Origin of the sequence: Massilimicrobiota sp. An134 (genome assembly GCF_002160815.1) — a bacterium.
Taxonomy (GTDB): Bacteria; Bacillota_I; Bacilli_A; order Erysipelotrichales; family Coprobacillaceae; genus Allocoprobacillus; species Allocoprobacillus merdigallinarum.
Genome location: NZ_NFLH01000018.1, coordinates 19987 through 46722 on the forward strand (window position 1 = coordinate 19987; position 26736 = coordinate 46722).

Consider the following 26736-nt stretch of genomic DNA (forward strand, 5'->3'; position numbering starts at 1 on the left):
TTTTTTATGGAAAAACATTTAACTTTAAAACAGAAGGATCATGTCGCAAGGAAAATTTATAAAACTTATCAAAGAGCCCAGTTAGATATCCTGTATTTGAATCAGCATTATAATTATTATCCACAGGTTGATATGTTTAAAGTGAAAGACACATCATCTTCATATCATAATGGTGATGAGAAAATGATTAAGCAATTAGAGCGTAAGCAGAAATTAGAAAGTTTTGTTGGGATTATTCATCAGATACATAATCATTTATCAAAAGACACTTATGAATTTATTGAACATGAGTATATTAATTATTATCAGGCTTCATGGTGGATGAGCTTTTATTCACGTGCCAGTTATTATCGTATGAAACATAGAGCTTTGGATGAATTTATAGAGTGTATTCAGATATTTTGGAGTGAAGAGGAAATTTTATCTTTGTTGGAGTCATAGTTTGAAAAAGAGTAGAAAAATAAACATTTATTTTATACAATAGAAATAAGAAATCAAACATAGACATGGTTTATGGAATGGATATAAGGAGATTTGATTGATGAATGTAGAAATTATGAATGTTGGAACAGAATTATTATTGGGTGAAATTGTGAATACCAATGCCACACTTTTACAAAAGGTATGCAAAGATTTAGGATTTAATGTGTATTATCAAAGTGTTGTGGGTGATAATCCTCAAAGATTATATGATTGTTTAAAGATTGCTTTTGAACGTGGGGCTGACTGTGTCATCACAACAGGAGGACTCGGACCTACGACAGACGATTTGACTAAAGAACTGTCAGCTAAGTATTTAGGCTTGGAAATGGTTTATAATGAAGAAGAAGCACGAAAAGTAGATATCAAATGTCGCTATTGTACAGGTGTTGACCAGATTCCTGACAATAATTTTAAGCAGGCTTATTATCCTCGAGACGCTTATATTTTAGAAAATGATATGGGAACAGCTAATGGCTGTGCCATGTCTGATGGACAACGTATGATCATTAATTTACCTGGTCCACCTAAAGAACTGCAATATGTTGTTGAACACTCTTTGATTCCTTATCTTACCAAATGGAAACAAGATACGATTTATACTTATGAATATTTAACAATGTTTATTGGTGAAAGTAAGATTGATGAAATGTTGAGAGATTTGATTGAAGGTCAAAAAGATGTTTCTATAGCCTTATATGCTGGAGAAGAAACAGTACGTATTCGTTTGGCTGTTAAAGCATCTTCTCAAGAGGTGGCTGATGCCTTGATGAAAGATGTGAAAATGGAAATAGAACATCGTATGGCTGAATATATCATTCAAGAAAAAGATTTAAAAGCAGCTGTACTCAAAAAACAGCCCAAAATTTCTTTGACATATCATGGTGACTTTCGTTTTCATGATGAATGGTTGAAACCATTGATGCATGAGTCTGCTAATATTCATATCATGGTTTATACAAGACAGGAATCTCTTGGAGAAGTTGTCTGTGTATCTATGAATGATGGTTATTTTGAAATTCCAACATTTGTGAAAGCTGAATATTCTTATGCGAAAGTAGAAGCTAGATTTGTAGCAAAACTCTACCAATATATAGTGAGACATAATCAGTAAAAATATGGTATTTTTGAAAACTATTCCTATGTTTGTATAGTGAAAGTGTTTACATTTTAATAAAATTGAAAAAATATTGATAAAATCAACATAATTTTAAATTTTTAGTTGCATGAAAACAAACTTTATATATAATAGGAGTTGTCCAAAGGGACAATGTGTATATCATATCATAATATTCCTCGATATACATGGAAAGCAAAGTATTCATATAATTTACTCAAAATGATCCCTGTTAGAGGCAGCAGTCTAACAGCCAAATAGTGAACAGCAGCGCTATGGATCGATATAAGAAAAGAGCGATATTTCAGGGTGTATCGCTCTTTTCTTATGTCATTCATTTTGAAAAACTGGTAAAAGTTCAATGAATTTGGATGTGGCAGGAGTCAATGTCTTGCGTGAAAGATAAGCATATCCAATGCTGCGTTTAGGTAAAGCGTGCGTGAGATTCACTTCATAAATCTGGTGACTATCCAGTTCATGTTGTGAGAATTCTTTAATCACACAAGCTTTTCCTAAATGATTTTTAGCAGCTTCTAAAAGAAGATTATGAGAACCCAGTTCAATGCTAGGGTTTAATAAGAAACCTTGCATAGCAAAATAGTCATCAACAAACTGTCTGGAATTTGAATTTTTCTCTAACATGATGAGAGGTTCATTCACAAGCTCTTCCATTGTATATGAATGAGAGTCTTGATGTGAGCTGACAAAAATATCATGAATTTGTAAACATTCACGAATGGTAATGGCTTCATCATAAAGAGGCATATTAATAAATCCCAAATCAATATCTCCTGTTTTTAATAAGTCTATGATTTCCAGACTGGTACGATTGACCATCTTGATTTTGACATGAGGATAATGCTGGTGAAAAAGAACAAGATAAGGCATGATATAGTTTTCGCTTAATGTGTCACCGGCACCTATAAGCAGTTCTCCCTGATTTAATTCATGAAAATGGGCAATTTGATTTTCAGCACTGGTAATTAAGGATAAGGCTTCAGAAATCTTCTGATGGAGGATTTGTCCTTCTTTAGTCAAAATAACCCCTTTAGATTGACGAATAAATAGTTGCGTATGTAATTCTTTTTCTAAAAGACGAATGGCCTGACTGACAGCGGATTGTGAAATAAAGAGATTTCTGGCAGCGAGAGAAAAAGAAAGCGTTGAGGCGGCCTCATTAAAGATTTTATATTGTTCTAGTTTAATGTTCATATTAGCTCTCCTTATATCAATGTTTTTAAATATTAATTTTACTAATGTTTTGTTTTATTTTATAATAGAAGTGTTGATACGTCAATTATGATAAATTTTGATTGTATATAGGAGTCATATTTTATATAATATTGATGTAAAAAGAAAGGATGAAGTTTTATGGCTGGTGTGGTTGTAGTAGGAAGCATGTGGGGAGATGAAGGTAAAGGAAAAGTTACTGATTATCTTGCCCAAAAAGCTGATGTTGTTGTACGTTATGCAGGAGGAAACAATGCAGGACATACAATTGTGTATGATGGAAAGAAATTTGCATTGAAATTAATACCTTCTGGAATTTTTAGTGGACATGAAGTTATGATGGGAAATGGGATGGTTGTTAATCCTAAAGCCTTTTTGGAAGAAGTCAAATATTTAAATGATGCGGGTATTGATACAAGTAAGATTCGTGTCAGTGATCGTTGTCATGTGATTTTACCTTATCATCTTGAAATTGATGCGATTCAGGAAGCAAGAAAAGGAGATCATAGCATTGGGACAACAAAACGTGGTATTGGACCATGTTATATTGATAAGTATAGTCGTATTGGTATTCGTATGGGTGAGTTTGTTGATGAAGACTTATTTTTAGAAAGATTGAAAGAAACTTTCCCAATGAAAGTGATGGAATATCCTGAATTAGAAGGACAATTCACTGTTGAAAGTATTTTTGAAGAATATAAAGAATATGCCAAAGTGATCAAACCACTTGTTTGTGATACAGGAATGTTATTAGATCAATATTTACGTGAAGATCGTAAAGTGTTATTTGAAGGTGCACAAGGCGCTATGTTGGATATTGATTATGGAACTTATCCATATGTAACAAGTTCTCATCCAGGCGCTAATGGAGTAAGTGAAGGGACTGGTATTGGGCCTTTATATATTAAAGAAGCGATTGGGATTATCAAATCATATACAACACGTGTAGGAGCTGGACCTTTCCCAACAGAATTACATGATGAAGTTGGAGATTTTATTCGTGAAAGAGGACATGAATATGGAACAGTGACACAACGTGCAAGACGTACAGGATGGTTTGATGCAGTTGTTGTCAATCAATCACGTAGAATGTCTAGTTTAACAGGAATTGCTTTAATGTTATTGGATGTTTTAAGTGGTTTAGATACCATTAAAATCTGTACGGCCTATAAATATAAAGGTGAAGTGATTCATGGTTTACCTTCTACAATTAAAGGTATTGAAGAAGTGGAACCTATTTATGAAGAAATGCCTGGATGGAAAGAAGATATTACACATGTGAAATCTTTTGAAGAATTACCAGTCAATTGTCAAAATTATATCAGACGTATTGAAGAATTAATTCATTGTCCAATTGTCATGTTCTCAGTAGGACCAGATAGAGAACAGACAGTTGTTTTAAAAGATATTCAATTTTAAGGAGGGAAATGAGTGAAGAGAGAATTAGTCATTGTTTTAGACTTTGGTGGTCAGTATAATCAGTTAGTGGCTAGACGTGTTCGAGAATGTAATGTTTATTGTGAAATTTATTCATATAAAACTGATCTTGAAAAGATTAAAGAAATGAATCCTAAAGGAATTATTTTAACAGGTGGACCTAACAGCTGTTATGAAGCAGATTCACCTACATATTCAAAGGAATTATTTGAACTTGGTATTCCTGTTTTAGGATTATGTTATGGGGCACAATTAATGCAGCATGTTTTAGGTGGTAAGGTAGAACGTGCTGATGTGAGAGAATATGGAAAATCTCATTTAATTGTGAGTAAAGAAAATTCAGCTTTATTTACAGATGTGCCTAAAGAATCAACTTGCTGGATGAGTCATTTTGATTATATTTCTGAGATTGCTGATGGATTTGAGATTTCATCTTATACAAAAGATTGTCCAGTGGCTTCATGTGAAAATGAAGCAAAGAAATTGTATGCCATTCAATTCCATCCTGAAGTTTTACATACAGAATATGGAAAAACAATTTTATCTAACTTTGTCTTGAATGTTTGTGGATGTTCAGGAGATTGGCGTATGGACTCATTTGTTGAAGAACAAATCAAAGCGATTAGAGAAAAAGTTGGAGATGGAAAAGTCTTATGTGCCTTATCTGGTGGAGTGGATTCATCAGTAGCAGCTGTTCTTCTTTCTAAAGCGATTGGAAATCAATTGACTTGTGTATTTGTTGATCATGGATTACTTCGTAAAAACGAAGGTGATGAAGTGGAAGCTGTTTTTGGATCTGAAGGACCATATGAATTAAACTTCATTAGAGTAAATGCGCAAGAAAGATATTATGAAAAATTAAAAGGTGTGACTGAACCTGAAGCCAAAAGAAAAATTATTGGTGAAGAGTTCATTCGTGTCTTTGAAGAAGAAGCAAAAAAGATTGGGGCTGTTGATTTCTTAGTTCAAGGAACAATCTATCCAGATGTTGTTGAAAGTGGATTAGGTGGAGAATCTGCGGTCATCAAGTCACATCATAACGTAGGTGGACTTCCTGATTATGTAGATTTTAGAGAAATCATTGAACCATTAAGAGATTTATTTAAAGATGAAGTTCGTAAAGTGGGATTGGAATTAGGTATTCCTGAATATTTAGTATTCAGACAACCATTCCCAGGACCAGGACTTGGTATTCGTATTATTGGTGAAGTGACTGCTGAAAAAGTGAGAATTGTACAAGATGCAGATGCTATTTATCGTGAAGAAATTGCCAATGCTGGATTAGATCGTACAATTGGTCAATACTTTGCAGCACTGACAAATATGCGTTCTGTTGGTGTCATGGGTGATGAAAGAACTTATGATTATGCGATTGCTTTACGTGCTGTCAATACAATTGACTTCATGACTGCAGAAGCAGCACAAATTCCTTATGAAGTTTTAAATAAAGTAATGTCAAGAATTATTAACGAGGTTCGTGGTGTGAATAGAGTATTCTATGATATTACATCGAAGCCTCCTGGGACTATAGAGTTCGAATAAAAAGCTAACTCAAAAATAGCTGATAAATAAAGTGTATTTTGAATATTAAAAAGAAAATGACCTTAAAAAGTTAAAAAATGGGTCATTTTTGCTTAGAAAAAGATATCAAATTTAGCGATTAAAAGTGTACTCTATGGGTACTTACATTATTTTCGAATGAAAGCTACAAGTGAAGAGAAAAAAGAGTGGTAAACAAAGGCAAAACATATTCATCATAAATAAAAAAATAAGAGTAGCAGTCAAAGCCTGCAATAACATTAGAAATACTGCTGAGAAAATAGTTATTAAGGAAATGATTGAAGCAGGTCAAACCAACTTCTTTTTAATATATTTTTCAATAAAAGTGTGTAAGTAATTTTATTACATTTTACACTTATATTGAAATAATTATTTAGTTTGATTTTTATTGAGAGTTTATGTGCATAGAAGTATAATTATAACGATATACGATCTTCTATTTAATGTTGCTATCGTGAAATTTTTGTTAATGAAGAGATACGTATGGTCGTAATATAATTTTTATATCAAATTAAATTGTATAAGATGAGTCAAAAAACAGGATGGTGGTATAATTTTGAAAGGTTCAGAATGCAGATTGATTGAATATATGGATGGTTCAAAGAAACGTTTTATAATTCCTGTGTATCAGCGAAATTATGATTGGAAGACTGAAAATTGTAAGCAACTTTATGATGATTTGGTAAAGGTTGTTAAAAATCACAGAAATAGTCATTTTTTTGGTAGCTTAGTATCAGTATATGAGTCTTCTGGTAGAAATACTGAGTTTCTTGTTATTGATGGTCAACAGCGTTTAACAACTGTTTCGTTGTTACTTTTGGCAATGTATAACCTAATTTCAAAAGAATTAGTTGTAGTCGAGGAAAAAACATTAGCAAATCAAATTTATGAAGACTTTTTGGTTGATAAATATCAGCCAAAGGAAACACGTATTAAATTAAAACCAGTTAAGAATGATAGAGAGGCATTTGATAAGTTGTTTAATAGTGAAGATGAATATATACGCGATTCAAATCTAACTACGAATTACAATTATTTTTATGATCGCATAAAAAAACAAGAGGTTACAGTTGATGAATTATTCGATGCTATTTGTAAGCTTGAAATTATTAATATCACACTTAGCAATGATGATAATCCTCAATTGATTTTTGAGAGTTTGAACTCTACTGGACTAGATCTTAGTGAAGGAGATAAAATTCGCAATTTTATTTTAATGGGATTACCAGCAAATGTTCAAAATGAATATTATGATAAGTATTGGAATAAAATTGAAATTTGTACTAAATATGATGTTAGTTCTTTTATCAGAGATTACTTAAGTATTAAACAACAAGCAATTCCATCTCAAAAGAAAGTGTATATTAATTTTAAAGAATTTGTTGAATATACAAAAATTGAAACAGAAGAACTATTGAAAGATATGTTGGCATATGCTAAAAGATATCAAGTACTTCTAAACGGAAATAGTGTTGATAAAATATTGAATGCTTGTATCTATAGATTGAATCGTTTAGAAACAACAGTAACGAGACCATTTTTTTTGGAAGTTTTAAGATTATTTGATGAAAATAAATTGAATATTGATGATGTTTCGGATATTTTTATAACAACTGAAAATTACTTGTTTAGAAGAAATATTTGTGATTTACCAACAAATGCTTTAAATAAAATTTTTTTGATGTTGCATAGAGAGATTATTCGATACGATGGAACTGATAATGATTACGTATCTAAATTTAAATATACATTATTATCAAAAAAAGATAGAGCACGTTTTCCAAATGATGATGAATTTGCTCGTGATTTTACCGAACGACAAATTTATTTAATGAATAGTAAAAATAAAATCTATATCCTAGAACGTATTGAAAATTTTGGCACTGTTGAGGATAAGGATATTTATGGTCATTGTGATGATGGAACATATTCAATTGAACATATAATGCCCCAACATCTTACTCCATTATGGCAAAAAGAACTTGGTGAAAATTATGAATTAATTCACGAGGAGTGGCTTCATAGAATTGCGAATTTAACTTTGACTGCTTATAACTCAAAATATAGTAATAGCTCTTTCGTAGAAAAGAAAAATATGCAAAATGGTTTTTTAGACAGTGGAATACGAATGAATACTTATATTGCTCAAAAGGATAAATGGACATTAGCTGAACTTAAAGATAGAAGTGATTATTTAAAAAATAAAGCATTACAAATATGGTCTGCACCTATAACAGATTATTTACCTGCTGAAAAACAGATGGATAGCGTTACGTTAGGAGAAGATATTTCTTTAAGTGGAAGACAAATTGTTCGATTTAGTTTTAAAAAAGCTGAACAGCCAGTAACAAGTTGGGTAGATATGTATGAAAGAGTCGTGAAGTTGCTACATGCTGATGAAAAATCAGTATTAAATCACTTAGCAGCACAAAAAGGAGATTATGATTTATCGGTATATTTTAGTGATAATAAAAATACGTTAAGATCTGCGCTAGAAATTGATGAAAATATCTATACAGAGAAAAACACAAGTACTGATATGAAATTATCTATTTTACGCAGGCTAGTAAAATTGTATGATGTCGATCCTGATGATTTTGTGTTTTATTTAAGAGATGAAAACGAGGAGAATGAAGATGAACCGGGTAGCCGTTTCGAATTGAGAAGACGCTATTGGACTTATGCACTTGATTTTATTCATGAAGCACATGGAGATAAATCTTTTAGCAATGTTAATGCAACGATAGAAAATTATATTTCTGGATTTATAGGTGTTAGTGGTTTTTCAATTAATTGTGTTGCTAATTATGATTCTGCGAGAGTAGAAATGTATTTAGGAAAATCTGATAAAGAGATTAATAAGAAAACTTTTGATATGCTAATTGTAAATAAAGAGAAAATTGAAGCAAGCTTAGGAATTTCTTTGAGTTGGAATAGGAACGATGAAGCAAAGGCGTCGAAGATTTTTTATCAATTGAATAATGTAAGTATTGAAAATGAAGTAGATTGGCTTCAAATGGCGAGATTTCATGCTGAATGGAGTAAAAAATTCTATGATGTAATTGTTCCGTACTTGCGCTAAAATTCATTAGTTGATTTAGTAACTTTTTTATTGGTTAAAAGGACAAGCAGATAAATTTAATGATATAGCAGAAAAATATTTAAGGGAATGAAATTGTTTCTTATCTTTAAGTATCTATCGTTAAGAGAAATGATCTTAGATGTTTGATATAAAAATAGTTAATATTAAATATTTATAGTCGGAGGGAACAACAATGAAAGATGTTGATTTCACTAATTTTAAATTAAGTGACATTGATAAAGAAATAATAGAAAAAGATAAAATTAAATACAAAAAGAAAATAAATCAAGTTGTATCTAAAGCAAGAAGGACTTCTAAAAAAAGTAGATGTTTGATATGTGGAAGAGAAGTAGACAGTTTTTGCAATTCTCATAGTATACCTGCGTTTTGTTTAAAACAAATTGCAAATCAAGGAAAGGTATATTATTCTAATAAATTAATAGATTTACCATTTATGGATACAGAAAAAGGAATTAAAAATTCTGGAACTTTTCATTTGATATGTCAAAAATGTGATAATACAGCCTTTCAAACATACGAGAATCCTATTAGCTATAATGATAAAATCAGTGGAAAAATGTTAGCTGAAATCGCCATGAAGAATTATTTGAAACAAATAGATAAAAGAAATATTGAACTTGAAATGCCTAAAGCATCTAGAGAATTAGGAATTAATTATCCTATCGGAATTGAAAGACTATATGAAGAAGTGAAAATGTTAGATTTGAAAGAATATTTGTCTTGTTTTTACAAGGCGAAGCGGTTAAGTCAAAAGGAAGATAATACAGAATATTATTTGTTTAGTCGTATTAAATTGGACTATACAGTTCCTATTGCATTTCAAGGTACTGTGGCTTTAATAACAGATTTAGATGGAGCAATTATAAATAATATTTATAATAAAGATTGTAAATATAAAATTGCAAACTTACATATTTGTATTTTCCCTTTTGAAAGCAAAACGGAGATTTTAATGTTTGTAGAAAATACACATAAGAGATATAGAAAGTTTTATAAAAAATTTAATAAACTGCCTCTTGAATTAAAGTTATCAATCATTAATTACATAATATTTTTATATACTGAAGATTATTTTATTTCAAAAAGTGTTAGAGATGATATTATAAAAAATGAATCATTGAGAAATGTCTCTCTACAATCATTTGATACACTAGTTACTTCTCCTAATATTAATCCAATAGAGGAAGCAAAGAAAATTTTTGATTTAAATAATCATGATACAATTCCTAATATCTTATCAATTGAATTTGCAATTAAAAATGACAATGCAAAATAATTATATATTATAAGGTATAAATCAAAATTTGAATATTTCATAATATACATTATAAACCTCTATAAATAATTATATTTTCGAAGAAGGTGTTTCTATATGAATAGAAGCACTTTTTTATTTTCTAAAGTCAATAGAAATTTAATTTGAAGAACAATTTTTGATTTATAAAAAAGAGAATGAAAAAGAGAATGAAAAACTTAAATTAAAATAAAAGCAAATGATAGTTAAATCACTTTATGATATAATGTTTAAATAAGAGACTAAATATATAATATACCAGGAGAAATATGACAATGGATAATAATTCAAAAATGATTATTTATACAACAGAAGATGGTTTGGTGAAAATAGAAACAACTTTTAATGATGAAACAGTTTGGTTATCGTTAGATCAAATGTCATCATTATTTCAGAGGGATAAATCTACTATATCTAGGCATATTAAAAATATTTTTGATGAAGGCGAATTAATTAAAGAATCAGTTGTTGCAAATTTTGCAACAACTGCCAGTGATGGAAAAACATATCATGTTGATTACTATAATCTAGACGTAATTATCTCTGTTGGCTATCGTGTAAAATCAAAACGAGGAGTTCAATTTAGAATATGGGCAACTAATCTTATTAAAGAATATATGAAAAAAGGTTTTGTGCTTGATGATGATCGTTTAAAAGAACTAGGCGGTGGAGGATACTTTAAAGAGTTGCTTGAAAGAATTCGAGATATTCGCGCATCTGAAAAAGTATTTTATAGACAGATACTTGAAATATATGCTACAAGTATTGATTATGATCCAACAGCTGATGTTTCTATCCAATTCTTTAAAAAAGTACAAAATAAGATTCATTATGCTATTCATGGTGAGACTGCAGCTGAAGTTATTTATCATAGAGCAGATGCTGAAAAGGAATTTATGGGTTTAACTACTTTTGCAGGTAATCAACCAACACTAAGAGAAGCAAAAATTGCAAAGAATTATCTCAATGAAAAAGAGCTAAAGGCAATGGGGCAACTTGTGTCAGGATATCTTGATTTTGCAGAAAGACAAGCACAGCGTGAACAAGTGATGACAATGGAAGACTGGGTCAAACACCTAGATAATATTTTAACGGTCACTGGAGAACAATTATTAGTTGGCAATGGTTCGGTTTCTCACCAACAAGCTATGGAAAAAGCTGAAACAGAGTATAAGAAATATAAAGCAAGAACATTAAGTGATGTAGAAAGAGATTATTTAGATGCAATAAAGGAGTTAGAGAATTTGAAGTAACTTCATCTATTACTATGTTTGAAATTTAGTTTAGTGTCAAAAAATCAATGATTTCTATTTAAAACTATTATTGTAAGAATAGACATGAACTATGAATTAAAATAATCAATTTTTGTGATTGTTAATGAATTCCTTTTTGCTTTAAAGATAAATCATTTATTAATTTATTTCCAAAAATAATATTTTCATTTTTGAAAAATTTTATGGTTGATTTAGTATTGAAAATTATAGATTTTATTATTTAAATAAGTATAATATTTATTAATAATGAGTTATTTAACCTCAAGACATCCTATGATGACGAGTGACGGTTCTGACTCGTCGGTAAAATAAAAAATGACCGAGAATTTGATGATGTGTGAGAGCAAAGACACATCGGTAAAATAAAAAATGGCTCAAGGATGCAAAATAGAGGAATCTATAACATCTTCTTTTAGGCTGTTGGCTTTTTGTTTGCCAACAGCCTGAATGCTATTTATTGTTTGATTTTTTAGTTTTAAAAGAATTTCATACGTCAAAGAATTTTTATGATAGCGATGACCAATAAAATGACTAAATAAATGACCAAATAAAAATGGAGTTATTGATTTATCGATTAACTTATAAAATAAATAAAGACATATTTTAGCTTTATTTTATCCAATTATAAGTATTATAATTGATTAAAGAAGATTTATATGTATTGATTTGCATGGTTTCCATATGGTGGTTCTTTTAAAATATATTTTTTCTAATATAATGATGATGAAGAAAGTAAGCATAAGGAGTAAAGAATATGAAACAAGGTAAGGTTATACTTTTTGATATTATTGTTGGTATTGTTGTTTGTTTAATGTGTATCAGCTTTTCAGCAAAAGATATGATTGTTCAAACGGTTAATGAAGGAGCTATTGGTCACGCAGTAGCCATTCGTATTATGGATGTCGTTGATGAAGCTTTTCCTGATACACCTATTGATACATTGGTTGATATTCAAGAGGCTCTTGGAAATTCAGAAGCTCTTGATACAATTACAGGTAAGTATATTGATGCAATGAGTGATGCTATATCAAACAATCAAGTTCCTCAATATCCTGATATTTCCAATGATTTAGTCACATTAGCAAATGAAACGATTAATACAATAGAAAATCATTTAAATATTGAAATAAGTGAATCACAGCAACAAGTCATTCTTTCACAACTTCTTGAAAAAAGTCAGGATATTGAATCATCAATTCAAACGTATACTGATTCTCTTATAAATACAAGTTATTTACCTGATGTTCAATCAATGCTTATGAAGATGTATCAGTTTATAACATCTTGGATCTTTAGGTTTATTCTTCTGATTGTTTTGATTATTAGTGTTTATTTGATTGTTTCTTGGAAACAATCACTGAATAAAATTATGATGCATTTAGGCATACCAGTGTTCATTGTGGGAATTGTTGTTGCATGGATTATTCCAAGTATTGCTCAAAGTATTGGATTTGAACTTACAAATCATTTCTTAGGGAGAGCAATGTACATCAATACAAGTATGATGCAGATTATAGGGATGATAGTGCTTGTTATAGGGATTGCTTTGATACTGGTATCAAAGATTATTCAACGCAAAAAACAAACAGTTTAAAATGTATATAAAATAAATATTTAAAAGTTTTATAATTTAGCTAGATGATAAATAATAGTATGGGGAATATAGATGTTTTGATTAAAGTCTATTTGTTGAATGTGTTAATTCATAAAAGATTAAAATGATAATTTTTCACTTTTTAATATAGTATTGCATAATTAACTATTCAAACTAATATTGGATATAAAAATATTAATGTTTGTTTAGAATAAATGGTTTGATTTGGAAAGTGAATTAAAATTTATTAAAATCATAAAATCAAAAAGCAGTATAAAAAAATTAAAAAATCTATTAATCAATGAATATGTCATTATTCTATTTATAGTTATATTATGAAATATAAAGAACTGTATAATGAATGATTTTTATCACATATTCAATAAGTATAGATATTTATTTTATTGAAAATACTTTCGATATTTACAAAAACCATATTTACAAAAAACTTGCCAAATATAAAGAAAGTATTTTTTTGTTTACAAAAATATTTTATAATATTATTTAGCAGATATTTGTCAAGGAAGATAGAATATAGATGTTTGCTACAATAAGTTTTTCTAAATGTTGATAGATAAGTATTTAAAGGAAACAGAATTTGCTAAATAGTAGATATAAGTCAAAATACTTTAGCAAAACTTTCTAGAAATGAATTTGTATCAATGGAATTATTTATCAAAATTTTTAGAGGCTTAAATTGTACAGTTGACGATGCATTAGAAATCTTACTAACAAAAAGAGAGGATGATGATAGTGGCAAGTAATAATGCAAATATTGGATTTGAAAAACAAATATGGGATGCAGCTTGTGTTTTATGGGGTCACATACCCGCTGCCGAATATAGAAAGGTTATAGTTGGATTAATATTTTTACGTTATATTTCAAGTGCCTTTGAGAAAAGGTACAATGATTTAGTCAAGGAAGGATATGGGTTTGAGGATGATAGAGATGCCTATATTGAAGAAAATGTTTTCTATGTTCCTGAAGAAGCAAGATGGGAACAAATATCGTCAGCTGCACATACTCCAGAAATAGGTAAAGTTATTGATAATGCTATGAGGGCAATTGAAAAAGAAAATAAAACTTTGAAAAATGTGCTTCCAAAAAATTATGCAAGTCCTGATCTTGATAAAAGAGTATTAGGAGACGTTGTTGATTTATTTACTAATATGGATATGGGAAACACAGAAGAAAGTAAAGATTTATTAGGAAGAACATATGAATATTGTATACAACAATTTGCTGCATATGAAGGAGTAAAGGGTGGTGAATTCTATACACCGTCAAGCATTGTTAAAACGATTGTTGAAATTTTAAAACCATTTGATAATTGTAGAGTATACGATCCGTGTTGTGGATCTGGGGGAATGTTTGTCCAAAGTGTTAAATTTTTACAGGCTCATAGTGGAAATAGAAATCATATTTCTGTTTATGGACAAGAGTCAAATGCTGATACTTGGAAAATGGCAAAAATGAATATGGCTATTAGAGGAATAGATGCAAATTTTGGGCCTTATCATGCAGATACATTTTTTGAAGATTTACATCCAACTTTAAAAGCCGATTTTATTATGGCAAACCCACCTTTCAACTTATCAAATTGGGGGCAGGATAAATTAAAAGATGATAAACGTTGGAAATTTGGTATTCCACCTGCTGGAAATGCAAACTTTGCTTGGATTCAACATATGATACATCATTTAGCGCCAAATGGGAAAATTGGTTTGGTTCTAGCTAATGGCGCATTATCATCACAGACGTCGGGTGAAGGAGAAATACGTAAAAATATTATTGAAGCTGATCTTATAGAAGGAATAGTTGCTCTACCTCCTCAATTATTTTATAGTGTTACAATTCCCGTTACTCTTTGGTTTATATCAAAAAATAAAAAACAAAAAGGAAAAACGTTATTTATAGATGCTCGTAAAATGGGACATATGGTAGATAGAAAACATCGTGATTTTGACGATGAAAAAGACATAAAAAAACTTGCAAATATATTTGAAGAATTTCAAAATGGAACATTAGAAAATGTAAAAGGTTTCTGTGCTGTTGTAGAAACAGAAGAAATTAGAAAACAAGATTATATTTTAACTCCTGGCAGATATGTAGGAATTGAACAACAAGAGGATGATGGAGAACCCTTTGATGTTAAAATGCAACGTTTAACTTCTGAATTATCTGACATGTTTGAAAAATCTCATGAATTAGAAGAAGAAATACGTAAGAAGTTAGGAGTCATTGGATATGAAATATAACACATATACGATGGCTGATGTTTTAGAAGTAATTATTGATTATAGAGGTAAAACTCCAAAAAAATCAGAAAAGGGTATACCAACATTAAGTGCTAAAACTATTAAAAATGGATATATTGATTATTCAAAATGTTATTATATTTCATCTGATGAATATAAAAAATTTATGGTTAGAGGTTTTCCTAAAAAAGGAGATGTTTTATTAACTACCGAAGCACCTCTTGGGGAGGTTGCTAAATTAGATAGGGATGATGTGGCAATTGCACAAAGGTTATTAACTTTACGAGGGAAAAAAGGTATTTTAGATAACGATTATTTGTTGTATTTTTTACAATCTCCAAATGGACAGTATTTATTAAAATCTAGAGAATCTGGAACAACAGTTACAGGTATTAAACAAGCAGAGTTTAGAAAAATACAATTAGAGATTCCTGAGTTTGCAATTCAAAAGAAAATATCATCTGTATTATGTATATTAGATGACAAAATTAAACTGAATAATCAGATAAACAATAATTTAGCTTATTAAATTTCTACTCTTGAAACATCAATATCACCTGACATTAACTTTGACAACAAGGAATCACGCAACTCTTTTAAGTATGTATTCTCATAATATGACGATTGTATTTTTTCCAACATTGGTAATATGACATCGTTAAATTCTTTTGCTACTTTTAAAGATGGAATTGAGATTTCCATATCTCCTAATCCTCCATCCCATATAGCATATGGCATAGTGGAACCTTTTGAAGTTGTCTGTGCATATTCGATGCTACTATCTAAGTCACAACAAAGCAAACAATATGAAAGGTATTCAGGATTATGTGGCACTAATGTAAAACAAGTTGTCCTTGTAATTCCATCACAAGGAGCTAAAACAACACGGTGAAAATACACACGCATTGCACCAATGATAATGTCATTTTTTGAAAATGTTACTAAACTGCTTTTTGCCTCTTCGTTAAGTTTGAATTCTGAGATTGCGAACGTTTTCATTGGTATTACATCAATTGGAAGATATGGTAACTCTGTGTTTTGTCCAGCTTTGATTGAGTTGCGTTTCAATTTTAAAATATCTTTAAGTTGACCCGTTCTCCAATCTATGGGCATTACGCCACCAAAAGGTTCAAAATCGATAAACCAAGACTTATAAAGAGCTCGTGCTTGCTGCTCTAAATTATTGTTTATATATGTAAAACTCTTGTGAGTGGCAAGAGTTAATAAGAAGAACAACCACTCTCTATGTGTTCTCGAAAAAGGAGAATATATATGAATGAAATTATAAAAAATATGATATTACATGATATGGTTACATGTTTAGATGATAATCAATATGAAAAATTAAATTGCATACTTATAAAAGTATTGTCTAATTACCAAATTGAAGAGATTCAAAGTGCAACAAATGACAAAACGAATCAACACTATATAGATTCATTTTTATCAGCCAAAAGATTAGAAGGATGCTCTGAAAAATCACTTAAATATTATAAATCAACTATTGAAATAGTACTTAATTCAATAAATAAATCTATTAAAAATGTTACAACTAATGATTTAAGAGATTATTTAACACAATATCAGGAAGAACATGGATCAAGTAGAGTGACAATTGATAACATACGACGAATATTATCTAGTTTCTTTTCTTGGTTAGAGGATGAAGATTTTATTATAAAAAGTCCTGTTAGAAGAATACATAAGGTTAAATCTGCTTCTGTTATTAAAGAAACGTATAGTGATGAATCATTAGAATTAATGAGAGATAATTGTGATAATTTGCGAGATTTAGCTTTAATTGATATCTTGGCTTCAACTGGGATGCGTGTTGGTGAATTAGTGTTGTTAAATAAAGATGATATTAACTTTAATGAAAGAGAATGTGTTGTGTTTGGTAAAGGTGATAAAGAACGTATCGTTTATTTTGATGCTAGAACAAAAATACATTTACAAAATTATTTAAATAGTCGAAATGATGATAATAAAGCATTATTTGTTACTTTAAGAAAGCCATTTAATCGTATTACCATTAGCGGGATAGAAACAAGAATTAGAGAGATGGGGAGAAAATTAGATATCCATAAAGCTCATCCTCACAAATTTAGAAGGACGTTAGCAACAAAGGCAATTGATAAAGGAATGCCCATTGAACAATTGCAAAAATTATTAGGGCATCAAAAGATTGATACAACATTGCAATATGCAATGGTTAAGCAAAGTAATGTAAAAATCGCACATAAGAAATATATTGGATAGGGGGATTTTTGTGAAAGATTGGATAACTTGTAAACTATCAGATTTAGGTATGATAGTAGGAGGTGCTACACCATCAACTAAACAAATACAGAATTATGAAAATGGAAATATTTCTTGGATAACGCCAAAAGATTTATCTTGTTTTAAGGACAGATATATTGATAGAGGAGAAAGAAATATAACAGAATTAGGATTAAAAAGTTGTTCAACTCGATTGATCCCTAAAAATTCAATACTTTTTTCTTCACGAGCACCTATAGGCTATATTGCAATTGCTAATAAAGAATTATGTACTAATCAAGGATTTAAAAGTATAGTTCCTAATGAGAACATAGATTATTTATTTTTGTATTATCTATTAAAGTATAATAAAAGTAATATAGAAAATATAGGAAGTGGTACTACATTTAAAGAAGTATCAGCAACTGTAATGAAGCATTTTGAAGTGAAAATTCCTAAATCAAAAAATGAGCAAAGAAAAATAGCATCAATATTAGATTTAATAGATAATAAAATTGAATTGAATAATAAGATAAACAATAATTTAGAGCAGCAACTCTGTGCAATATTTAAAGAATTATTCTCTGAATATATTGATTCGCTTACTGAATCAAGTACAACTCTTGGTGATTTAGTTACAAGTATTGATAACAGGGGAAAAACACCCCCTCTGTCATCTGAACCAACAAACTATCCAATTATTGATGTAAGAGCACTTTCAGGTACATCAAGAATTGTTGATTATAATAACTGCACAAAATATGTCTTAGAGGAAACTTATAATAGTTGGTTTAGAAGTGGTCATCCTAAACCTTATGACATTCTTATTTCAACAGTTGGAAGTCTTGCTGAAATGAAAATATATCTTGGTAATATCGGCTGTATCGCTCAAAATGTTGTAGGTTTTAGAAGTAAAGGAATATCTCCTTTATACATATATCAATACCTAAATTATATAAAAAATGACTTAGTCTCATATAATATTGGTTCTGTACAACCAAGTATAAAGGTTACACACATTGTAAAACATCCTATATATGTGCCTTCAGAAGAAAAATTAAATTCTTTTGACATAATTGCTCGTGCAATGACAGAAGAAATTTATTCTAATTCTAAAGAAATAGAAAAACTTAAACTCCTAAGAGACACTCTTTTACCAAAATTGATGTCTGGTGAAATTGATGTTTCCGACATTGAGTTTTAAGCCGCTAAATTATTGTTTATGTATGTAACTTTATAATAGATATGGAAGGAGGGAGATCAATGGAAAATAAAGATTCTAATTTGGGTTATGGTATCGAAATCACTTCAGTTGGTGCATTTATTGATGTAATAAAAAAATTGAGAAGTGATGAAGATGGATCATCTACGGAAATTTACTTTAGAGGACAAGAAGTAGATTTCTGGGGAATAGTACCTAGCGTTTTCAGAAATGATATGCTCAGTGTTGAACATAAGCTTATGAGAATTCCATTACAAAAAAATCCTTTTGATTTTAGAGATTTGAATGATACTTTTGATATCATGACAAAATATCAACATTATGGCATGTGTACTAGGCTACTTGACCTTACCACAAATCCACTGGTTGCTTTGTATTTTGCATGTAAACTTCATGGTAAAATTAGATATCAAGATGAGGAAAAAGAACCAAACGGGGTTGTGTATTTTGCTAAATATTATCCTTCGCAAGTAAATGATATTAATGTTAGAATTGTTACCACTTTAGCTAAATATAATTTAGATAGAGAAAATACAATTAAGGATGTTTTAGATAAATTAGTTAAAGAAAATATTATAAGTAATGATAACAGAAAAAAGTGGTTAGAAAAGGAACATATAAAAGAATTTATTGATATTATCCAAAGTAATTACTTGATTATTCCAACTTATAGTAATGAAAGATTAAAAAAGCAAAGTGGAGTACTATTGTTAGTTAGTTCATTTACTGTTGAAATTAATGATGCGGTTGAGAAGGGAATTATCACAAAGAGTTCAAGAAATTTGAGAAGTGAATTTGATGATAACTACTTTTATGTGCTAGGTGAAAATAAAAACTTAATTCTTAAAGAACTTGATTTATTGGGAATAAATGAGTCAACCTTATTTCCAGAATTGGAACATCAATTAAGTTATATTAAATTTATCCATCAAGATCAAACACATCCTGTTAGTGATTTTCATCAATATGAAGAGAATTATAAAAATATAATTGACTATGAAAATGTTAATGAAGAAATATTAAATAAAGAGTTTATTACTGAAATAGAAAAGTTTTTATCTACTTGTTTAGATAAAAATGAGTGCAAGAGTATTTTAGAAATTGTTAAAGATAATTTAGTAGTTGATTGGTATAAAAGAGAAAATATACGAAGCAAGATTAGGAGAAGCATTAGTACCTATTGTTTATCAAGTGTAAATCTGTTGAATGGAAAAAATCCTGAATTTTTAGTTGACAATATAATGAATATTATGAATGAGTTAATAAAAAAGCATATGATTAACAATGAGAATGGAGAATAGTATGGAACAGTTATTTACGGAAGCTAGTTATGAAAATTCAATAATAGAATTATTTGAAAATATGGGTTATGAACATGTTTATGGTCCAAATATTGAAAGAGACTTTTATAGTCCATTTTATGAAGAAGAATTAGAAAATTCATTACATAATATCAATAGAGGATTATCATACACTGCATTGCAGGAAGCGGTAAATAAGTTAAGAAATATTGAAAATGGTTCTTTAGTTCAAAAGAATATAGTATTTATGGATTATTTACAAAATGGAATAACTGTTAATTATTTTGATAATGGTGAAGAAAAGTCAGATATCGTTTATCTTGTTGATTATAAAAATATTGATAATAATTCATTTGTTATTGCTAATCAGTGGACATTTATTGAAAATAGCACAAAAATACCTGATGTTATATTATTTTTAAATGGTATTCCCGTTGTATTAATGGAATTAAAATCTCCTTCTCGAGAAGAAACTGATGTATCAGATGCATATAGGCAGCTAAGAAATTATATGAAAGAAATTCCTAGTATGTTTGTTTACAATGTTATATGTGTAATGAGTGATCAATTGAGCTCTAGGGCTGGAACTATTACTTCTGGGATTGATCGTTTCATGGAATGGAAAACAGTGGATGGTAATAAAGAGAATACACAACATGCTCAATTTGATACTTTTTTTGAAGGAATGTTCCAAAAAGAAAGATTATTAGATATTATTAAAAATTTTGTATGTTTTTCTAATGATGGTATAGAAAAATTTAAAATTTTAGCAGGATATCACCAATATTTTGCAGTAAAGAAAGCAATTGAATCTACGAAAAATGCTATGGTTTCTGATGGTAAAGGTGGAGTTTTTTGGCATACTCAAGGTAGTGGTAAATCATTATCTATGGTATTTTATGCACATTTATTACAAGAGGAATTAAATAGTCCAACGATAGTTGTTATTACAGATAGAAATGATTTGGATGATCAATTGTTTGGACAATTTTCAAAATGTAAAGATTTTTTAAGACAGACACCTATTCAAGCAGAAAATAGAGAACATTTAAGATCTTTGTTAGAAGGTAGAAAAGCAAATGGAATTATCTTTACAACAATGCAAAAGTTTGAAAATTATGACAGTTCATTATCACAAAGAAGAAATATTGTTGTGATGGCAGATGAAGCTCATCGAGGTCAATATGGATTGACTGAAAAAATAAAAATAACAAAAAATAAAGATGGTGAAGAAATAGCCACCAAAGTTATTGGGACTGCAAGAATGATACGTAATAGTTTACCAAATGCAACTTATATAGGGTTTACAGGAACTCCTATTTCGACAAAAGACAGAAGTACAAGAGAGGTTTTTGGAAATTATATTGATATTTATGATATGACACAAGCGGTTGAAGATGGGGCAACAAGACCTGTATATTATGAAAGTCGAGTTGTTAAATTAAAATTAGACCAAGAAACTTTGAAATTGATTGATAATGAATATGAAATAATGGCTAATAATGCTGATGAAGAAGTCATTGAAAGAAGTAAAAAAGAATTAAGTCGTATGGATGCTATTTTAGGGGCTGATGACACCATTAATTCTTTAGTTGATGACATTTTATATCATTATGAAAATAATAGGGAACATTTATTAACTGGTAAAGCGATGATAGTTGCTTATTCAAGACCAATTGCTATGAAAATATATCAACGTATTTTGGATCTACGCCCAAATTGGACACAAAAAGTTGCAGTTGTCATGACTTCTGGAAATAATGATCCTGAAGAATGGCGAGATATTATAGGAAATAAAAAATATAAAAATGAATTAGCAAAAAAATTCAAAGATAATGAAAGTGAATTAAAAATTGCTATTGTTGTCGATATGTGGCTTACTGGTTTTGATGTCCCATCCTTAGCAACTATGTACATATATAAGCCTATGGCTGGACATAACCTTATGCAAGCTATAGCACGTGTTAACCGTGTTTATAAAGATAAAGAAGGTGGACTTATTGTTGACTATGTTGGAATAGCAGGAGCTTTAAAACGTGCTATGAATGATTATACTTCTAGAGATAAAAAGAATTATGGCGATACTGATATTGCTAAAGTAGCATATCCTAAATTTTTAGAAAAATTATCTATATGTCAAGATTTATTTTATGAATATGATTATTCTAATTTTAAGGAAGGAACTGACTTAGAAAGAGCAAAAACAATTAGTGGAGCAGTCAACTTTATTGTTGATATATCCAGAGAAAAAGAAAAACAAGATTTTCTCAAAGAATCATTATTGCTACATCAAGCATTATCATTATGTTCTTCTTTAGTAGAAGAAGATTTACGCTTTGAAGCGGCTTTCTTTGAATCAGTTCGTGTCTTAGTTTTGAGATTAAGTAATACAGGTGTAAATAAAAAAATTTCTTTAAAAGAAATGAATGAAAGAATAAATGAATTATTGAAATATAGTATAAAAAGTGATGGAGTTATCAATTTGTTTTCTGATGTAAAAGAAGAGATTTCTATATTTGATTCTAAGTTTTTAGAAGAAGTTTCAAAAATGAAAGAAAAAAATTTAGCAGTAGAATTATTGAAAAAATTAATTGCTGAACAAGTTAGCATTTACAAACGAACAAATGTAGTTAAGTCTGAAAAATTTAGCGAAAGAATTCAAAGAGCTCTAAATAGTTATTTAAATGGAATGTTAACTAATGAAGAAGTTATTCAGGAGTTATTAAATTTAGCAAAGCAGATTTCAGAATCACAAAAAGAAGGAAATAAGTTAGGGTTAACTAATGAAGAATTGGCTTTTTATGATGCTTTAACGAAACCACAAGCTATTAAAGATTTTTATGAGAATGATGAATTAATTGCATTAACTAAAGAATTGACAGAAACATTACGAAAAAATAAAACAGTTGATTGGCAACGCAAAGAATCTGCAAGAGCAAAAATGCGTATGTTAATTAAAAAACTATTAAAAAAACATAGATATCCACCAGAAGGAATGTCTGATGCTGTTCAAACAGTTATGATTCAATGTGAACTATGGGCAGACAATACTGATATTTGAAAATAATCACAAATGAAATATTGAGTACAAGATAATAGGAAACTAATATAATAAAAAGATAAGTTTGTATAGACGCTTAAGATAAGTTGTGAAGTTATCCTGCTGGTTGGGTACGTACTGACAATTAAAATATATTTTCGAAACAATTTTATTATTTGATTTTAAAAAGACAATGACTTAGAAGGACGAATGGGAGAATAAATTATAATGGATAATATAAATAATAAATTATATAATATTAATAAAAATATTTGTAAAAATTTAAATTTGATTTCTGAAGAGAATAGAGGATTTATTTCACAAAATTTATTAGCACAATTTCGTACATTAGTTGAGATATTGGCTGTAAAATATTATATGAAGTTTACAAAACAAAATCTATCATATAATTGGGATGTAATACGCGAAGCAAGTAAATATTTAAAGAAAAATCCTAAATTGATTTTTTTGAATAAATTTCATAATTGTCTACAAATGACAGAATCCCATTATATTCAGGATGAAGATGGATCAGAAAGATTAATGTTAGAGTATTTTGAATATTTATTAGAAATAAAGCAGTTTGTTAAAACTGAAGATAATATTGATATTTTAGATAAGCTATATAAATATCCAATGGATATAGATCCAAAACTTCATGATTATTATTTGAAAATTAATCACCTATTTTCTTTGTATGAAAATTATGCTCCATTTTCTAATTCAAAGGGTCAAAGATGCTATGTTCAAAAATTCAAACCTATTTTCATAAATAATGATTTAATTTATGAAGTTGTACTTACTCCCGCTGATGATAAAATAAGTAAATTTGACAGAGTGATAGCTTTTACAAAATATAAATTATTGACCAATTATGCAATAAAAGTTGATATTGTTCAAGATAAAATTAATGTTATTGATAGTGAAATGCCCATATCCTTAATAATGGGATGGGAATGTTCAATTAGGCCTTGTGAATTGAGTAATTTTTCTAGATTGATAGGAATAAAAACTGATTTAAAAAGTAATAGTAATGAATATAAAAATATAATGAAAATATTAACATTAAATGAAATTAATTTATTAGATATGGTACAATTGGATCAATACTTTTTTGAAGAATATTTGCGTGAAATAAGTTTCTCAGTAAGAAAAGCAGAATATATTGATGTATTAAATAAATGCAAAAATATTATTGATAATAATATTTCTGGATCAAATGTAATACGTTATTTATTATATATTATGAATAACAGAGTTTTGAAAAAACAATATGGAGAAGAAAATGATAATCTATCTAAAATGTATTTAGATTATGGATGTATTCCTTTTGATAAAATGCCTTTTGTTACTTCACTTAAAGCACATAATCCTAGAATATATGACTTAATGTATTGTTTTGATTTCAAAAATCATGAGTTTGAATTTTTACCACGTTATATAAAAATAAATACAGAAAATAGAGGAGTATTATATACTGATAAGTCAGAACTAATTAATTTTAAACAAATTGATGATTTTAGTTTACAGTACAATAATAAATTATATTATAAACACACACATCGAAAGCTATTAGAATATAAAAATTATTTATATATTAGTCAATATGAAAAAGATGCTATAAATATAATAAATAAAATTCTTGAATTATCAAAATATGGAATTGAAGGTTATAAAGATTCTGTTGAATGGTGGCTAGCAAATCAAGAAAATCAGATAGATGATGATACTAAAAAACAAATTCTAAAAAATTTGTTTATTTCGTCATCTGTTGCTATGATTTATGGAGCTGCTGGAACTGGTAAAACAACATTGATTAATTATATATCTAAATTTTTTGCTAATAAGAAAAAGTTGTATTTGGCAAATACTAATCCAGCTGTTGAGAATTTAAGACAGAAAGTTAATATATCAAATTCGGATTTTACAACAATAGCAAGTATAAATAAAAAATTATCGTATGATATTTTAATAATTGATGAGTGTAGCACAGTTAGTAATCAAGATATGGCAAGAGTTTTAAATAGCATTAATTTTGATTTACTAATTCTAGTGGGAGATATTTATCAAATTGAGTCAATATATTTTGGAAATTGGTTTAAAATCGTAAGATACTTTATTCCTTCATCATCTATTTTTGAATTAACAAAACCATTTAGAACAGAAAAAGAAGAACTTTTGGATTTTTGGCAATCTGTTAGAAATATAAAAGATGATATGATTTCTAAAATGGTTGCATATGATTTTACAAAAAATATTGATAATTCAATATTTAGTAAAACTTCTATTGATGAGATTGTATTATGTTTAAATTATGATGGTTTATATGGTGTAAATAACATAAATAAATTTTTACAAAGTAGTAATCTTAATAAAGAGTATATCTTTAAATTAAATACATATAAAGTAGGAGATCCTATATTATTTAATGATTCAAATAGATTTTCTCCATTAATACATAATAATTTAAAAGGTAAGATTTATAATATCAATGATAAAGATGATGAAATAATTTTTCAAATTATACTCAATAAAAGTATTAATGAATTTGATGTTAAACACTATGAAGGCCTTAAATATATAGGTAATGATGCTGCATCAAGTAAATCAATTATTGAATTTAGTGTAGCAAAAGAAGATGATTCTGATAAAGATGTAGAATCATATGATAGTGTTATGCCTTTCCAGGTTGCATATGCAGTTTCAATTCATAAAGCTCAAGGATTAGAATATGATTCAGTCAAAATAGTGATTACTAGTGATTCTGAAGAAAAGATAACACATAATATTTTTTATACTGCGATTACTAGATCAAAAAATGAATTAGCTGTTTATTGGACTCCTGAAACAATGAATAAAATTATGAATTCTTTTGAAAAGAAAGATGGGTTTAAAGATGCTTGTATTCTTGCAAATAAATTTGGTTTAAAAGCAAAGAAAAAAAGATAATAAGAATTAATTTAAAGGTAATCTAAAATAATGAGAACTCTCCAGTTATTGGGGTCTAGATTATCATGGGATAAATCATACCCTAAACAACTGAAGAATTATGAAGGTGGATATATCTCATGGATTATCTGAATATTCTGGTATAACAGAGCAGAGCCATGCTGATTGCTGTTGAGAGCCATTTTGATAATAAAATTAAATAATCAAAAATACCTTCTATAAGTTGTAATTGATTATTCTGCTCAAGTTGACCAATCATTCCGATTATGCTGACCAACTATTCCGATATCCCTGATCAACCAACATTGTTCTCGACATTCTGATTATCCGGACCAGCTATTCCGATCAATCTGATCAATAATGAAATCCTGATTATTGTTTAATCAGGATCCTTTTATTTATTATCGACTTCTCATTGATTTATCACCTAGTATCTTTATTGTATGTGATTTTGGTACGATTCTATCAAGATGTCTGTCTGCATAATATTTAATCTGTGTTATGGATGCTTTGGATTCCGCAAAATGTGCATTATTGATCAGTCTTTCTATCTTATGTATACGCTGACTGTCAACTTCGGCATCAACCAATAATTCCAGTCTTTGATCAAATGTCAA

17 protein-coding genes and 1 pseudogene are annotated in these 26736 nt (G+C 28.8%); 15 read left to right on the top strand and 3 right to left on the bottom strand.

The window, feature by feature from the left end; all coding sequences use genetic code 11:
- The first annotated feature begins 6 nt into the window (after nt 1–6).
- Nucleotides 7–441 carry an MG284/MPN403 family protein gene (locus B5E79_RS08360; protein WP_087243974.1) on the top strand — a complete coding sequence of 145 codons (435 nt, stop codon included), beginning with the start codon at nt 7–9 and terminating at the stop codon, nt 439–441.
- A gap of 100 nt (nt 442–541) precedes the next feature.
- Nucleotides 542–1594: a molybdopterin-binding protein gene (locus B5E79_RS08365; protein WP_087297666.1), complete on the top strand. Its 1053-nt coding sequence runs from the start codon at nt 542–544 to the stop codon at nt 1592–1594.
- Nucleotides 1595–1927: 333 nt separating this feature from the next.
- Here the strand turns inward: B5E79_RS08365 and B5E79_RS08370 are convergent, their stop codons facing one another.
- Nucleotides 1928–2809: a LysR family transcriptional regulator gene (locus B5E79_RS08370; protein WP_087297667.1), complete on the bottom strand. Its 882-nt coding sequence runs from the start codon at nt 2807–2809 to the stop codon at nt 1928–1930.
- Nucleotides 2810–2968: 159 nt separating this feature from the next.
- Here B5E79_RS08370 and B5E79_RS08375 point away from each other — a divergent pair, with 159 nt between their 5' ends.
- The 8 genes from B5E79_RS08375 (at nt 2969) to B5E79_RS08415 (ending at nt 15877) form a co-directional block, all read left to right on the top strand.
- Nucleotides 2969–4246, top strand: coding sequence for an adenylosuccinate synthase (locus B5E79_RS08375; RefSeq protein WP_087297668.1), 1278 nt, complete (start codon nt 2969–2971; stop codon nt 4244–4246).
- 12 nt (nt 4247–4258) lie between these two features.
- Complete coding sequence (guaA, locus tag B5E79_RS08380) at nt 4259–5806, top strand: glutamine-hydrolyzing GMP synthase (RefSeq protein ID WP_087297669.1); 1548 nt, start codon at nt 4259–4261, stop codon at nt 5804–5806.
- Nucleotides 5807–6380: 574 nt separating this feature from the next.
- On the top strand, nt 6381–8906 hold the full coding sequence (locus B5E79_RS08385) for a DUF4268 domain-containing protein (RefSeq protein WP_087297670.1): 2526 nt from the start codon (nt 6381–6383) through the stop codon (nt 8904–8906).
- 193 nt (nt 8907–9099) lie between these two features.
- A complete protein-coding gene (locus tag B5E79_RS08390) occupies nt 9100–10203 on the top strand; it encodes a hypothetical protein (protein WP_087297671.1) in 1104 nt (367 codons plus the stop codon).
- Between the two features lie 293 nt (nt 10204–10496).
- Nucleotides 10497–11474, top strand: a complete 978-nt coding sequence (locus tag B5E79_RS08395; protein WP_087297672.1) for a virulence RhuM family protein — start codon at nt 10497–10499, stop codon at nt 11472–11474.
- Nucleotides 11475–12249: 775 nt separating this feature from the next.
- A complete protein-coding gene (locus B5E79_RS08400) occupies nt 12250–13089 on the top strand; it encodes a hypothetical protein (RefSeq protein ID WP_087297673.1) in 840 nt (279 codons plus the stop codon).
- A gap of 747 nt (nt 13090–13836) precedes the next feature.
- Nucleotides 13837–15348: a type I restriction-modification system subunit M gene (locus B5E79_RS08410; RefSeq protein ID WP_275532612.1), complete on the top strand. Its 1512-nt coding sequence runs from the start codon at nt 13837–13839 to the stop codon at nt 15346–15348.
- Complete coding sequence (locus B5E79_RS08415; RefSeq protein WP_087297674.1) at nt 15338–15877, top strand: restriction endonuclease subunit S; 540 nt, start codon at nt 15338–15340, stop codon at nt 15875–15877. The genes B5E79_RS08410 and B5E79_RS08415 overlap by 11 nt, the downstream gene beginning before the upstream one ends.
- On the opposite strand, the gene B5E79_RS08420 is transcribed toward B5E79_RS08415, so the two are convergent.
- Nucleotides 15874–16461 (bottom strand): restriction endonuclease subunit S, encoded by a 588-nt coding sequence (locus tag B5E79_RS08420; RefSeq protein WP_087297675.1) that lies wholly within the window; start codon nt 16459–16461, stop codon nt 15874–15876. The genes B5E79_RS08415 and B5E79_RS08420 overlap by 4 nt on opposite strands.
- A 159-nt stretch (nt 16462–16620) precedes the next feature.
- Here B5E79_RS08420 and xerA point away from each other — a divergent pair, with 159 nt between their 5' ends.
- From xerA to B5E79_RS08445, 5 genes are all read left to right on the top strand, one after another.
- Nucleotides 16621–17607, top strand: coding sequence for a site-specific tyrosine recombinase/integron integrase (gene xerA, locus B5E79_RS08425; RefSeq protein WP_087297676.1), 987 nt, complete (start codon nt 16621–16623; stop codon nt 17605–17607).
- A 10-nt stretch (nt 17608–17617) separates the two neighbouring features.
- The gene (locus B5E79_RS08430; protein ID WP_206393172.1) at nt 17618–18811 is read left to right on the top strand and encodes a restriction endonuclease subunit S; all 1194 of its coding nucleotides are present in this window, start codon (nt 17618–17620) and stop codon (nt 18809–18811) included.
- A gap of 59 nt (nt 18812–18870) precedes the next feature.
- Entirely contained in the window at nt 18871–20130 is a 1260-nt protein-coding gene (locus B5E79_RS08435) for an FRG domain-containing protein (protein ID WP_158095489.1), read from the top strand.
- A gap of 1 nt (nt 20131) precedes the next feature.
- Nucleotides 20132–23191: a type I restriction endonuclease subunit R gene (locus B5E79_RS08440; RefSeq protein ID WP_087297678.1), complete on the top strand. Its 3060-nt coding sequence runs from the start codon at nt 20132–20134 to the stop codon at nt 23189–23191.
- A gap of 207 nt (nt 23192–23398) precedes the next feature.
- On the top strand, nt 23399–26119 hold the full coding sequence (locus tag B5E79_RS08445) for an ATP-dependent DNA helicase (protein WP_087297679.1): 2721 nt from the start codon (nt 23399–23401) through the stop codon (nt 26117–26119).
- A 401-nt stretch (nt 26120–26520) separates the two neighbouring features.
- On the opposite strand, the pseudogene B5E79_RS13485 reads toward B5E79_RS08445, so the two are convergent.
- Nucleotides 26521–26736 (bottom strand): annotated as a pseudogene (locus tag B5E79_RS13485) (hypothetical protein); the annotation flags it as partial.

Coding starts and splice junctions, on each gene's coding strand:
- B5E79_RS08445 (WP_087297679.1), top strand. CDS start 23,399: ATGGATAATATAAATAATAAATTATATAATATTAATAAAAATATTTGT.
- B5E79_RS08375 (WP_087297668.1), top strand. CDS start 2,969: ATGGCTGGTGTGGTTGTAGTAGGAAGCATGTGGGGAGATGAAGGTAAA.
- B5E79_RS08440 (WP_087297678.1), top strand. CDS start 20,132: ATGGAACAGTTATTTACGGAAGCTAGTTATGAAAATTCAATAATAGAA.
- B5E79_RS08395 (WP_087297672.1), top strand. CDS start 10,497: ATGGATAATAATTCAAAAATGATTATTTATACAACAGAAGATGGTTTG.
- xerA (WP_087297676.1), top strand. CDS start 16,621: ATGAATGAAATTATAAAAAATATGATATTACATGATATGGTTACATGT.
- B5E79_RS08365 (WP_087297666.1), top strand. CDS start 542: ATGAATGTAGAAATTATGAATGTTGGAACAGAATTATTATTGGGTGAA.
- B5E79_RS08420 (WP_087297675.1), bottom strand. CDS start 16,461: ATGCCCATAGATTGGAGAACGGGTCAACTTAAAGATATTTTAAAATTG.
- B5E79_RS08360 (WP_087243974.1), top strand. CDS start 7: ATGGAAAAACATTTAACTTTAAAACAGAAGGATCATGTCGCAAGGAAA.
- B5E79_RS08435 (WP_158095489.1), top strand. CDS start 18,871: ATGGAAAATAAAGATTCTAATTTGGGTTATGGTATCGAAATCACTTCA.
- B5E79_RS08390 (WP_087297671.1), top strand. CDS start 9,100: ATGAAAGATGTTGATTTCACTAATTTTAAATTAAGTGACATTGATAAA.
- B5E79_RS08410 (WP_275532612.1), top strand. CDS start 13,837: ATGATAGTGGCAAGTAATAATGCAAATATTGGATTTGAAAAACAAATA.
- B5E79_RS08400 (WP_087297673.1), top strand. CDS start 12,250: ATGAAACAAGGTAAGGTTATACTTTTTGATATTATTGTTGGTATTGTT.
- B5E79_RS08370 (WP_087297667.1), bottom strand. CDS start 2,809: ATGAACATTAAACTAGAACAATATAAAATCTTTAATGAGGCCGCCTCA.
- B5E79_RS08415 (WP_087297674.1), top strand. CDS start 15,338: ATGAAATATAACACATATACGATGGCTGATGTTTTAGAAGTAATTATT.